Source organism: Pseudoalteromonas sp. LC2018020214 (assembly GCF_016598755.1).
In the GTDB taxonomy this organism is placed as follows: Bacteria; Pseudomonadota; Gammaproteobacteria; order Enterobacterales; family Alteromonadaceae; genus Pseudoalteromonas; species Pseudoalteromonas distincta.
Window position 1 is genome coordinate 1,411,415 of record NZ_CP066804.1, and the last position, 12,987, is coordinate 1,424,401.

Sequence of the window (12,987 nt, forward strand, 5' to 3'; positions counted from 1 at the left end):
AATGATAATAAGTTGTTGCATTTTTGTTCTTTGTTCCTAATACTGGTGAACGCCAAGGCTGACAAGCCCTAGTATGAATACCTTAAATGATAATAAAATATTACGTACACAACATTAAGGAATTATATGAACAACACTAAGCGCACACACACATTAATTAAACCAAGTCACCTAATTGGTGCTGGGCTTGCTATGCTAATGAGCTTTTCTGCTGCGAGTAAAGACTACAAAATTATATTAATTCACGGGTTACAAACTTCGCAAATAACCAATAAGTCGGGTAGTGATGTAATTAATGACGGTGAAACATATTGGCAATCGTACTGGAATAATCGTGCAGATGAGCGAATTGATTGGCCTGCTTATGAACGTATTGAAGATAAAATTGCTACCGATTGGGTGTGGCCAAAGTTAAAGCAAATTTCACGCTCTAATTTATGCAGTGATGGCTGTGTATTTGTAACACATTCAACAGGCGACTTAGTTGCACGCCATATTATTGATAACCAAGAAAACTGGTTAGAAAACGCAGGCTTACAGCCGCTTAATATTGTTGCGACGTTTGATTTAGCAGGCGCGGGCGGTGGAAGTGAGCTGGCTGATGTAGCAGTTAGTGCTTTAACTGGCGCATCATGGAACTTTGCGGTCGATGCAGCACTCAAATGGTGGCTAGGGAGCGATGTAACCGAAGCTGTTGGTGTATTACACGATTTAAAAGTGAATAATGCCCGTAAAATATCGCCATTTCCTGATGCACGTACACCTAGATTACGCTTTGTGGCAGATGGTAATGCGTATTTAGGTTTAACAGGTGGATTTTTAAAAGGTAATGATGATTCGGTTGTAGCATCGCACTCTTCATGTGGTGCAAGTTCGGCTGGCTCGTTTGGAAGTTGTAGCAGCAGTATTGATACAGATGGCCATTTAAAATCGCAAGGTGATGCTGTTAGTAGCTTTATGCCAAATCATTATCCAATGATGATGAGTGACAGTTATAGCCATAACGAAATACATAACGCGCAGCGTAAAGGTAATGTCACAATAGCCATGAATAACGTAAATGTTGAAGGTAATAACGTAGGGTTTAATACGTTTGATAAAACTACAGGTAGTTGGTTTTGGAAAAAACAATATCGTTATATTAAGGATTCAAATAATTTAAGTGCATCAGCACTTATTTATAATGTGATTCCATAACATAGAAGGCGTGTAGTTATACCAATCTGCATAAATCTTTGATCAATTTAACGAATTAAATTCCACTATAACGTCGTTAAAAATTTTTATTTAGAACAACTAGATACAAAAATTTTTGCCTAGTTCTAGCGTAATTTTCTTAACGTTAAATAGACCCCATATATAAGCAGGTTGGTATTAAAAACTATACGCCTTATAAAAGATTGAAATATAAAAATGAAAAAATTTTATGTCGTTGCTTTAATTATTAGCACTATTTTATTCTCGCTATGGTTTACTGGTAAAAATGATGCTCATAAAGTTGCTGAGCCAATAAAACCACAGATTAAACACAGAGCGAACGCACCTGACTTATCGCCTGTAAAAGTGATCCCTATAGATGTGCCTAAAGCTAAAAAACCACAATCAAAAAAGCAAATTGCGTTTAATGAAGACCTAACAAAAGCAGCGCAGCAAGTGGTGATGCAATACGAAAGTGCACTTAAGTTTCCTCCTTATTCCCAACCTTTAAGTCCTTTAGATGAAGATCGATTAAAGCCAAATCAATTTTATCCTGTGTCGAGCCCCATAGATGAAAGCGGCGATGCTTTAACGGTCAGTCTCAAACAATATCGTTTTGTATATCCAGAAGAAATAACAATAAAGGTAAGCGCTCAAGGGCTTGGTAAAGTGGTCGTTGAACTTGCAAATACTGATACAAAGGAAGTATTAAATACCCATACGGGCAATGCGCGTGACGGTGAGGCAATTATTACATTTAAAGAAGATGAAGATTACCCTCGTAGTTTGCAAGTGTATGTGCAGGGCGATGTTGACGGTAAAAAAGTACCCGTAGTTGCGCAAATTCAATATATGCCACCAAGTGCTACTTTAACAGGTTTTGAAATTGCTTATGCTCAAAATGAAAACATGGTTATGCCAGCTAATTTAACGGTGATAAAAAGTGGTTTGTATCGTGTTAGGGCGAATTTATATAGTGGTGATACACCACTTGCTCATTTGGTATCTAAGGAACGCTTAACACAAGGGAGCCAAACCGTAGACTTAAAAGCTCATTGGTCAGTATTACCTAAGGGCGTTACCGATATGCGCTTAAGTGACTTTGTAATAGAAAGAATGTCGCCAAGCCCAGGTGAGCGTAACAGCTTTGGGAATAGTGAAATAAGCCATTTTGATATAAACGATTTTTCGTACGACAGTTTACAGCAGTTGCCGTATCAGACTAATGCACAAGAAAAGTTAAGTTTGGAGTTTTTACAAGGCCTAGCTGAGAGTTAAAAAGACAACGCAATGCTGAATTGGTAAATTTAAGGGGGTTGTACATAAATACAACCCCCTTAAATTTGTTAGCTTAGATATGTTAGCTTAGGTTTATAGTAACTACACTTGGCGCTTCTTGTTCATCAAGCTCATTAGTAACAGGCACTTTAGGAATGTCTAGCTTATCAAGAGCTATATCGCCACCATCAATGACTTCACCTGTTTGTAAGTTTTTAAAATCAAACAAATCAGCATCAGCTAAGTGTGAAGGCACGACGTTTTGCATTGCTGTAAAAATACTCTCAATACGACCTGGATGCTCAGCATCCCATTTAGCGAGCATTGCTTTTGTATGTTTACGCTGTAGGTTTTCTTGCGAACCACATAGGTTACACGGAATAATTGGATAACCTTGTGCAAATGCGTATTGGCTTATATCGCTTTCTTTACAGTATGCCAGTGGGCGAATAACCATATGCTCGCCGTTATCACTCATTAATTTAGCCGGCATACTTTTTAGTTTTCCACCGTAAAACATATTTAAAAACAACGTTTCAATCATGTCGTCACGATGGTGGCCAAGGGCTATTTTAGTTGCGCCTAACTCATTTGCTGTGCGGTATAAAATACCACGGCGTAAGCGTGAGCAAAGTGAACAGGTTGTTTTACCTTCAGGAATAATATCAGTAACAATGCTGTAGGTATCTTCTTCTACAATTTTGTATTCAACATTTAATTTATCAAGATACTGGGGTAAAACGTGCTCAGGAAAACCTGGTTGTTTTTGATCTAGGTTTACAACAACGAGATCAAACTTTATAGGTGCTACACGTTTCAAATGTTGAAGCATTTCAAGCATTGTGTAGCTGTCTTTGCCACCTGATAAACACACCATTATACGGTCACCTTCTTCAATCATATTGAAGTCCATAACGGCTTGACCAGTTTGGCGACGTAAACGCTTTTGTAGCTTATTTAAGTTAAATTGAGCTTTAGCTTGATCTGAGTGTGACAATTACGCCCCCTAGTAAAACAATACAGCAAAGTTATTTGCTAAAAATAAAGGGGCGTATTATACCCAAACCACCTGAATATGCGAGTTTAGGATGTAATTAAACACGGTATTTTTAGCAAGTAACATCCAGTTTGTTACTTGCTAAATTTTTAATTAATCTAGTTTCTTTGCCATCGGGCTTACGTAACCATCGGGCTTGAGTGCTAGTACATCGCAGTCAAGGCTATCAATTACATGCTCTGCTGTATTACCTACTAAAGCGGCACTTAAGCCTGTACGACCAACGGTACCTATAACTACTAATTCACTATTTAACCGCTTAGCTACATCAGGGATTACATCCTCTGGTAGGCCTTCTTCAATAAAACATTGCTCTTGGCTTAAATTAAACTCAGCAGCAAGTGCATTGGTTGATTCAATGTGGTGTTTTTTAACTGATTCGTTATAAAGTCCAGGGTTAAACTCAGGAATTTCGATTGCTATATTTATGGGCGTTGCAGGATAAGCATTAACTAAATTAAGCTTTGCGTTGGCAAGTTCACATAAAAATTGTGCGTCTTTAATTACCCGTTTATTAAGTGCTACATGTTCTTCGTTTTCACTAACCGCATTCACAGCAGCTAAAATATTTCCGTTTGCTGGCCATGCCATTTCTTTAACAAACAACACCGGGGCAGGGCATTTTCGTACTAAATGCCAGTCGGTAGGGGTGAAAATAACGGATTTAAGTGCACCATGTTGATGTGTGCCTTTAATTACTAAATCGTACTTTTGATCAATTACAGTATCGATTATGGCCTCATAAGGGCGGTTATGCCAAACCACTTGGGTGTCAATATTTATATCTTTGTAAGGTGAAACCAAATCGTTAAGCCATAGCTGGCGATCTTTTAGTACGGCATCACGCATTGCTTCGCGTTCATCGCCAGATAGCATCGTTGTCATTTCATAAGAGAAGTCGTAAACCGTCATAAAGGCGGTAATACTTGCGCCAGATTTTTTGGCTAAGTCTATTGAACGTGATAAACCGTGTTGATCGTCTTTGGTAGGGTCAATAACCGCAATAATGCGTTTAATAGTGTTCATATGCTACTCCATTTGCCTAACGGGTGTACAATTAGTGTAACGCAAATATAAAACAGTTAAAGGGGTAGCATATAAATTGTTGTTCTAAATCAAACTATTTAATTTAGCGAGGCTTAACGATTGCCGCCGTTTTAGCTAAGGCATCATTATCTAAAATTGTAATAAATTTACCTTCAACTTTAATTAAGTCGGCTTTTTGAAAACGGCTTAATAAACGGCTAATGGTTTCTACGGTAAGGCCTAAGTAGTTACCTATTTCACCGCGAGTCATGGTAAATCTAAATTCTTTGCGTGAAAAACCACGTTCACCAAAACGCTCTGATAAGTTATAAATAAAACTAGCTAAGCGTTCTTCTGCTGATTTTTTATTGAGTAATAACAGCATTTCTTGATCGTATGTAATTTCGCTGCTCATCAAGCGCATTATTTGTTGACGAAGTTTTGGTAATTTACCAGCAAGTTCGTCAAGGGTATCGAATGGTATTTCGCATACCATTGACGTTTCAAGTGCTTGTGAAAAACTCTGGTGCGCCATTTTGCTTATTGCGTCAAAGCCTACTAAGTCACCCGCTAAATGAAACCCGGTTATTTGCTCATCACCTTGCTCTGATAATGTGTACGATTTAAATGAGCCAGAGCGTACAGCATAAATAGCCTGTAAAGGCGCGCCTGATTCAAATAGATAATCGCCTTTATGGAGTGGTTTTTTTCGCTCAATAATTTCGTCTAGCTTATCCATTTCTTGGCCATTGAGTGAAAATGGCAAGCACAATTGACTAATACTGCAGTTATTACAGCTAATAGCACAATTACCTTTAGCGCGACTTTGAGAGAAATCCATAATTTAATCCGTTTAAATTTTTATACACACGACTGCAAAATAACCATAAAAGGTTAATACTGCGAATAGGTTATTGTATCAGCTTGTCAGTTGCAATTATCAATAAGTAGATACCATACCAGATTATAACACTGCCCAATACAATTCGGGTCCACGGGTGGTTAATAATACTATTTAGTTTTTGTGCGGTAACGCCTAACGTGATCATTGCGGGAAAAGTGCCCAAAGCAAAACAAAGCATCACTAAAGCACCGTCTAGAGCACTTGGGCTAATCATCGCCCATGTAAGCGCTGAGTATACAAGTCCACAAGGCAGCCAGCCCCACAATGCACCGTAACCTAGAGCTTTAAAAGGGGAGTTAATAGGCATTAAGTATTTATTTAGCTTAACAATGTGTTGCCACACTAAGGTTTTACCAATTTTTTCTAACCATTGCAACGTAGGGCCTAAGCGCATTATATACACGCCGACTAGGAGCATAAAAATAGCTGCAATGAATGAAAGTGCTAAAGAAAAAGATGTGTTTTGCCTAGCAAATTGGCTGCTAATACCAGCAACAAGTGCACCTGCTGCCATGTAGCTCAGTGCACGCCCGGTATTATAGGCAAATGAATAGGTAAATGTTTTGCGTTTATCACTTGCCAGTTGTAATGAGCTTGCAATCCCGCCACACATGGCAATGCAATGACCGCTACCTATTAGCCCCATTAAAAATGCGCTGGTGTAAAGAGGGTCAATCATTACTTTTGTTATGTTGCTCTTTGTCATCTTCAAACAAAATACTATGACCTTGCTTGTTTAAATCCGAAAACTGCTCACTTTTTACGGCCCAAAAGAAAACGCCTATAGCAATAATGACAAACAAAATGGCAATGGGGATCAAAATGTAAATTATGCTCATAACTTTAATAGCCTTAGTGAATTACTAATCACAATAATTGAGCTGGCAGACATGCCAATAACAGCCATCCACGGAGCGACTAAGCCCAGCGCTGCCAATGGTAATATGGACGCATTATACAATAAAGACAGCGCAAGGTTTTGCTTAATAATTCGTCTGGTTTGTTTTGCCACATTGAGTAAATGATCAATTGAAGCTAAATCGCTATTAAGGAGCACTACATCGGCGCTATTTTTTGATATGTCAGCACCGGTTTCCATTGCAATGGATAAATGCGCGCTGGCAAATACAGGGCTGTCGTTAACGCCATCGCCGACCATTGCGACGACTTCATTTTGTGAAGACCATTGCTCAACGGCTGTTTGTTTATCTTGTGGCGAACACCCAGATTGCACACTTTCAAGGTTAAGTTGTTTAGCTACTTTTTGCCCAGCATCTGATGCGTCACCGGTTAACATATGACATGTTAAATTTTGCGATTGAAGTGAGCCTATAAGCTTTTTAGCATCGTTTTTTACTTTATCAATAAAGTAAAAACGTGCAACAACCTGCTTATTTATATACAAGCTTGCTTGTGCATTTGATTTTTTGCTATTAAACCAACCACTTTTACCAATTGCATAATGATTGTTTGCATCTTGTGCGCTAATTCCCAGACCTGGATGCACTTCAACGTTATTAAGATTGTGGTGAGCAGGAGTAATTTCATCAAATGCGCTGGCTATAGGGTGCTCAGAATAACGCTCTAACATAGCTGCCATATCTAGCACTTGCGCTTTTGTGTATTGCTTATCGAGTATATCTACTTCATCAAGGCTAAATTTACCTTGAGTAAGTGTGCCTGTTTTATCAAAGGCAAATAACGTAATTTGTGAGAGTGTTTCGAGCACATGCGCTTGTTTTATTAATACGCCTTTACGGGTCAAGGTTGCAACCGCGCATGTAAGTGCGGTTGGTATGGCTAAACTCAAGGCACATGGGCAGGTAGCAACTAAAACCGAAATGGTGATCCAAAATGCGTGTTCAGGGTCAATTTGGTACCAGCCAATAGCTGTAAGTGAAGCAAATATAAGCAGGCACGCTATAAACCATTGCGCAACTTTATCTGTAATTTCAACCAGTTTAGGGCGTTTAGTTAATGCGCTGTGTTGCAAGCGGATAATTTGATTTAAAAGGGTATTTTGACCAATTTTATTAATTTTTATTTCAATAACGCCGTCGTGGTTAACGCAACCGGCGTAGACATTGTGGCCGATAAATTTTGTAACGGGTTGGTGTTCGCCCGTCATCATTGATTCATCAACTGTAGTTTTACCCTTTATAAGCTCGCCGTCGGCAGGGATTGTTTCACCCGCTTTAATGAGTACTACGTCATTAAGTTTTAGTTTTTTGGCTGCAATTATAAGTTCTTCACCACTGTCGTTAATGGTGCGGGCTGTTAATGGCAATAATTTTTGTAAGTTGGCAGTAAATTCGCTCGCTTTTAAACGCGCTCTAAATTCAAGATACTTACCTAATAAAAGTAAAAAGGTAAACATGCACACAGATTCAAAATATACTTCGCCGACTTGCATAAATGTGGCGTAACAACTTGCGCCAAACGCACCAAAAATAGCCAGCGATACAGGTAAATCCATATTGAGCTGTTTTGCTTTTAAGCCATTTATGGCGTTGGTTAAAAAGGGCAGTGCGCTATATAAAATAACCGGAGAGGCAAGTACTAAGCTGATCCATCTAAAATACTGCTCAAAATTGCTGTCCATCCCTGAGAACATGCCAAAGTACATGGCAAACGCAAACATCATAACTTGCATGGTCATTAAGCCTGCAACACCTAAGCGGCGAATATAGGCTTTGGCAGTTTGTTGCTTTTGTTGAGCTTCAATATCTGATTGAAATGGGTAGGCTTTATAACCAATTTTGGCTAAGGAAGTAATAATTTCGCTCAATGGGGTGCTGGTTTTATCCCATTGGATCATCGCGCGGTTGGTGGATGTATTTACATCAACCCGTTTTACAGTATTTAAGTTTAAGAGTTGTTTTTCGATAAGCCATGCACACGCTGCGCAGGTTATACCTTCAACACTCAACAATACCTCTGAGATATTATCGTTAGTGGCTATAAATTCATCTTGAATGTCTTCGTTGTCATAACTTTTTATAAATGCGAGTTGCTCAGGTACCAGTTGCTCAACCTTGCCTGCGCGAACAGTTCGGTATTTATAATAATCAGTCATACCTTGATCAACAATATTTTGCGCAACTGCTTGGCAGCCAATGCAACACATTGGCTGGGCAATATCGTCAATTATAACGTTTGCGCTAAATCCGTTTGGCACACTTTCAAGGCAATGAAAGCAAGAGTGAGACATAGTAATGATTACTTATAGTTAGGAGTAACTAAAACGGTTTCAGCCGTCGGTAGAACAATGTTTTCTTTTAGTTTCCAGCTGCCATCAATTGGCTCAATAAATACAGAATATGCACCTGGCGTATACTTATCAAGTAATGCAGTAAATTCTTGATTGGCATTAGGTGTAAGTGTGGCCTCAAAGTCATGCGCTTTAATAGTACGGTGGTAAAACGAAAGTTTTAAAACATGTACGTTGCTACTGTCACCTTTTGTAAACTTAAAGCTTACACGCTCGTTGGTTACATTTAATTCGCCATGTAAGTAAAGTGCTTTTGCTTTTTCAAACTTAGTCAGTTCTAAGTTTATTGCTTTGCCTTTTTTGTAGTAGTCGTCAACAACCATATCTGGGCCGTTACCTATTGCCGTAATAAATAAGCTAATACAGCCAATAATGGCAACTAACGGAAAAAAGATTAAAAACCAAGGCCAAAAATTTTTATACCACGGAGTAGGTTGCATAGTGTCTCTAAAATTAGTTTAGGAAGCGTTATTTTATAGGAATTATACGTAAAAGACTAAAAAAAAGCCTCCGACTGGAGGCTTTTTTGATCTGGATTAATCTATTGAATTAAATAAATTAATTTATAAACATTTTATTAACCGCGTGCTTATTTATCTTGCGATAAACTGTAAACGTAGGCTGTTAATAAGTGAATCTTATCTTCACCTAAAATGTCTTTCCAAGCAGGCATTACACCAGCACGGCCGTGGTTAAGCGTTTCTTCAACAGCACGTTGAGAACCACCGTATAACCAAATGTTGTCAGTCAGGTTAGGCGCGCCAAATGGTAGGTTATGTGCAACCGACCCTTTACCGTCAGCACCGTGACATGCAGCACACATAGCAAACTTAGCTTTACCTGCGGCAGCATCTTTTTGGTTAACAGTACGACCAGAAAGGCTCAGCACATGTGCAGTCATTTCTTTAACGCCTTGCTCACCAAGAGCATCGCCCCAAGCTGGCATTGCAGCTATACGACCATTAAGCAGTGTTTCTCTAATTTTGTCTGGTGTACCGCCATATAACCAATCTTTATCTGTTAGGTTAGGGAAGCCGGTTCCACCACGTGCATCAGAGCCGTGACATTGCGCACAGTTTTGTGAGAATAAACGCTGACCAATTTCGATGGCTAATTGACCATCTGTTTGTTCATGTTTGTCACCATTTTCTAGAGCAACTTGCTGCGCTGCGTCACCTTCAAACTTAGAATTAACTAAATCTAAAACCGGCACTTGTGCAAGTCGATTAAAAATAGGACCAAAGCGTTCTTCTGCAGCTTCATACTCTTTATCAAGTTTAACAAAACGACCTTCAGCTTTGGCCTCTGCAACTGCTTTTTTAGATTCAGCTAAAGACGTAATACCTTGATTAGAGCTAGTCCATTTACCTAAACCTTCCCAGTTGCCTAAACCTGGGTAAGCTGCAAGGTAATATACTGACCAAATAAAAGTTGCGAAAAACATGTAAGTCCACCATTTTGGTAGTGGATTATTTAGCTCTTCAATGCCGTCAAATTCATGTCCACAGCTTTCACCTTCTTTTACGCCAGCATAGTTTTTTAAGTTCCAAACTAATAGGCCAAAGATGATGCATAAGCATGCAAGGGTTAATACAATAACCCAAATACTCCAAAAGCTAGTCATTTTTCAGACTCCTTTTCCTCGTTAGAGAGTGTGTTGTTATGTTTTTTTTCATCTTCGAAAATGGCATTAGCAGCGCTATCAAAACGATTTTTGCTACGCTTGCTGTATGCCCATACAACAATCACAATAAACAATACTAAAATTACCAGAGTCAAAATGCCTCTGTATGTTCCGTAATCCATAATAATTTACTTCAAGTGGGTACCAAGTTGCTGTAAATACGCGATTAGAGCTTGGATTTCTGTTGCGCCTTCGCCGTTATTCATAGCGTTAACTTTTTCAACATCAGCTTTAAGTTCTTCGTCGCTGCCATAACCTAGGCCCGGGTGTTTAGGGTTTTCTGGGTTAATAGCAAAAGTATCACGGAAAATTTGTAGTTTTTTCAGAGTCAGGCTTGTATCTACCTTATCCTCTGCTAACCAAGGAAAACCTGGCATATTCGACTCAGGAACCACAGCACGTGGGTCAACTAAGTGAGCATAATGCCAGTCGTCCGAGTAACGTTTACCAACGCGAGCAAGGTCAGGGCCAGTACGTTTAGAACCCCATTGGAAAGGGTGATCCCATACTGACTCGCCTGCTACAGAGTAGTGACCGTAACGCTCAACTTCATCACGAAAAGGGCGGATCATTTGTGAGTGACAGTTATAACAACCTTCACGTACATATATGTCACGGCCTTCCATTTCTAAAGCATTAAGAGGGCGTAGGCCTTCTACTGGTTTAGTTGTGTCGTCTTGGAACATTAGCGGAGTAATTTCAACTAATGCACCAAAGCTGATAGCAAAAACAGTCAGAATAGCCATAAGGCCAACGTTCTTTTCTACTATTTCATGTTTGTTTTGTGAATTTTTATTGCTCATCATCTCACTCCGTTATGCTAATTGTGCTTGCGCGTCTAACTTCAGAGATTCTTTCTCAGCTGAAATTGTACGGAAAACGTTATAAGCCATAACTAACATGCCTGTTACGATGAATACACCGCCTACAAAACGCATAATGTAGAAAGGATGCGACGCTTCTAAAGACTGCACAAAGCTGTACATTAATGTACCGTCGGCATTTACCGCACGCCACATTAGACCTTGCATTACACCAGAGATCCACATTGCAACAATGTATAAAACAACACCTACAGTGTGTAACCAGAAGTGGGTGTTAACCAATTTAACGCTATACATACGACCTTGAGCAAATAACGCAGGAATTAAGTGGTAAATAGCACCAATTGAAATCATAGCAACCCAACCTAGTGCACCTGAGTGTACGTGGCCGATTGTCCAATCTGTGTAGTGAGATAACGCATTTACAGATTTAATTGCCATCATAGGGCCTTCGAACGTAGACATACCGTAGAAAGACAATGAAACAACTAAGAAGCGTAGTACTGGATCAGTACGCAGTTTATGCCATGCGCCTGATAGGGTCATAATACCGTTAATCATACCACCCCAAGACGGTACGAATAGGATAATAGACATAACCATACCTAAACTTTGCGTCCAATCAGGAAGTGCAGTGTAGTGAAGGTGGTGAGGACCTGCCCAGATGTATAATGAAATTAATGCCCAAAAGTGAACTACCGATAAACGGTATGAGTAAACTGGGCGACCTGCTTGTTTTGGTACAAAGTAATACATCATACCCAAGAAACCAGCAGTTAATAGGAAACCTACAGCGTTATGACCGTACCACCACTGAACCATAGCATCTACCGCACCTGCGTAGATTGAGTATGATTTAGTTAACGACACAGGCACTGCCATGCTGTTTACAATGTGTAGTACTGCAACAGTAATAATAAAACCAGCATAGAACCAGTTAGCAACATAAATGTGCGACACTTTACGCTTGATTAAAGTACCAAAGAATACAATAGCGTAAACAATCCAAACCACAGCGATTAAAATATCGATTGGCCATTCAAGTTCTGCGTATTCTTTTGAGCTAGTAATACCAAGTGGTAATGTAATTACTGCTAATACAATAACTAGCTGCCAGCCCCAAAATGAAAAGGCGGCGAGTTTGTCTGAGAAAAGACGCGTTTGACAAGTACGTTGTACGACGTAATAAGACGTCGCAAACAGTGCACTAGTACCAAATGCGAAAATTACTGCGTTCGTGTGTAACGGACGTAGTCGAGAGTAAGTTAACCATGGTGTATCAAAGTTAAGTGCTGGCCAAGCTAATTGGGCAGCAATCAGAACCCCAATACTCATGCCAACGATGCCCCAAATCACTGTCATAATAGCGAATTGGCGTACAACCTTATAGTTATACTCAGTTTGTGATGCTACTGTTTGGCTCATTTTCTGGCTTCCGCTGCAATAAATGCGTTTAGAAATGAATTACCCACTATTAAAAGTGGGGCCTACTATTTTTCTCAAGCGTGTTACCTAAAACTTTCAATACATGAAAACTTCAGAAAAAAAACTTGAGAAACCCTTATTTTTTGCGGGTGAAATGATAAATTTTTTGGCCTAAAAAAGATAGGTCAATTACATAAAATTATGACATCAATCAAATTTTGTGAGCTTGTTGTTTATTTTTTGATACAGTTTGTGCCTAATTTGGTCTAATAGTAACACTCGGACTTGTTATTTACAGTCACGATTATTAGTATTTGCTTT

The 12,987-nt window shown here is 39.3% G+C and carries 13 protein-coding genes; 2 read left to right on the top strand and 11 right to left on the bottom strand.

What is annotated here, in order from left to right; genetic code table 11:
* Positions 1–126 precede the first annotated feature (126 nt).
* Positions 127–1,197 carry a hypothetical protein gene (locus tag JG479_RS06225; RefSeq protein WP_002963298.1) on the top strand — a complete coding sequence of 357 codons (1,071 nt, stop codon included), beginning with the start codon at positions 127–129 and terminating at the stop codon, positions 1,195–1,197.
* A gap of 216 nt (positions 1,198–1,413) precedes the next feature.
* Positions 1,414–2,475, top strand: a complete 1,062-nt coding sequence (locus JG479_RS06230; protein ID WP_200220138.1) for a hypothetical protein — start codon at positions 1,414–1,416, stop codon at positions 2,473–2,475.
* Positions 2,476–2,557: 82 nt separating this feature from the next.
* Here JG479_RS06230 and ttcA read toward each other — a convergent pair whose 3' ends face one another.
* The 11 genes from ttcA to ccoN all read right to left on the bottom strand — a co-directional run bounded on the left by ttcA (position 2,558) and on the right by ccoN (position 12,666).
* Positions 2,558–3,472, bottom strand: a complete 915-nt coding sequence (ttcA, locus tag JG479_RS06235) for a tRNA 2-thiocytidine(32) synthetase TtcA (protein WP_138488884.1) — start codon at positions 3,470–3,472, stop codon at positions 2,558–2,560.
* Between the two features lie 153 nt (positions 3,473–3,625).
* Positions 3,626–4,558: a universal stress protein UspE gene (uspE, locus tag JG479_RS06240; protein WP_039490097.1), complete on the bottom strand. Its 933-nt coding sequence runs from the start codon at positions 4,556–4,558 to the stop codon at positions 3,626–3,628.
* A 103-nt stretch (positions 4,559–4,661) separates the two neighbouring features.
* The gene (locus JG479_RS06245) at positions 4,662–5,399 is read right to left on the bottom strand and encodes an FNR family transcription factor (protein ID WP_002963069.1); all 738 of its coding nucleotides are present in this window, start codon (positions 5,397–5,399) and stop codon (positions 4,662–4,664) included.
* Between the two features lie 70 nt (positions 5,400–5,469).
* A complete protein-coding gene (locus JG479_RS06250; RefSeq protein ID WP_200220139.1) occupies positions 5,470–6,141 on the bottom strand; it encodes a sulfite exporter TauE/SafE family protein in 672 nt (223 codons plus the stop codon).
* Positions 6,134–6,301, bottom strand: coding sequence for a cbb3-type cytochrome oxidase assembly protein CcoS (gene ccoS, locus JG479_RS06255; protein WP_002963071.1), 168 nt, complete (start codon positions 6,299–6,301; stop codon positions 6,134–6,136). The genes JG479_RS06250 and ccoS overlap by 8 nt, the downstream gene beginning before the upstream one ends.
* The gene (locus JG479_RS06260) at positions 6,298–8,673 is read right to left on the bottom strand and encodes a heavy metal translocating P-type ATPase (protein ID WP_200220140.1); all 2,376 of its coding nucleotides are present in this window, start codon (positions 8,671–8,673) and stop codon (positions 6,298–6,300) included. Before JG479_RS06260 ends, ccoS begins: the two co-directional genes overlap by 4 nt.
* An 8-nt stretch (positions 8,674–8,681) precedes the next feature.
* Positions 8,682–9,173, bottom strand: a complete 492-nt coding sequence (locus tag JG479_RS06265; RefSeq protein ID WP_002963075.1) for a FixH family protein — start codon at positions 9,171–9,173, stop codon at positions 8,682–8,684.
* A gap of 149 nt (positions 9,174–9,322) precedes the next feature.
* Positions 9,323–10,357: a cytochrome-c oxidase, cbb3-type subunit III gene (gene ccoP, locus JG479_RS06270; protein ID WP_039490091.1), complete on the bottom strand. Its 1,035-nt coding sequence runs from the start codon at positions 10,355–10,357 to the stop codon at positions 9,323–9,325.
* Positions 10,354–10,539 (bottom strand): CcoQ/FixQ family Cbb3-type cytochrome c oxidase assembly chaperone, encoded by a 186-nt coding sequence (locus JG479_RS06275; protein ID WP_024597380.1) that lies wholly within the window; start codon positions 10,537–10,539, stop codon positions 10,354–10,356. Before JG479_RS06275 ends, ccoP begins: the two co-directional genes overlap by 4 nt.
* Before the next feature lie 6 nt (positions 10,540–10,545).
* Positions 10,546–11,220, bottom strand: coding sequence for a cytochrome-c oxidase, cbb3-type subunit II (gene ccoO / locus JG479_RS06280; RefSeq protein WP_024597379.1), 675 nt, complete (start codon positions 11,218–11,220; stop codon positions 10,546–10,548).
* 12 nt (positions 11,221–11,232) lie between these two features.
* Complete coding sequence (ccoN, locus tag JG479_RS06285; protein ID WP_002961515.1) at positions 11,233–12,666, bottom strand: cytochrome-c oxidase, cbb3-type subunit I; 1,434 nt, start codon at positions 12,664–12,666, stop codon at positions 11,233–11,235.
* Positions 12,667–12,987: the final 321 nt, after the last annotated feature.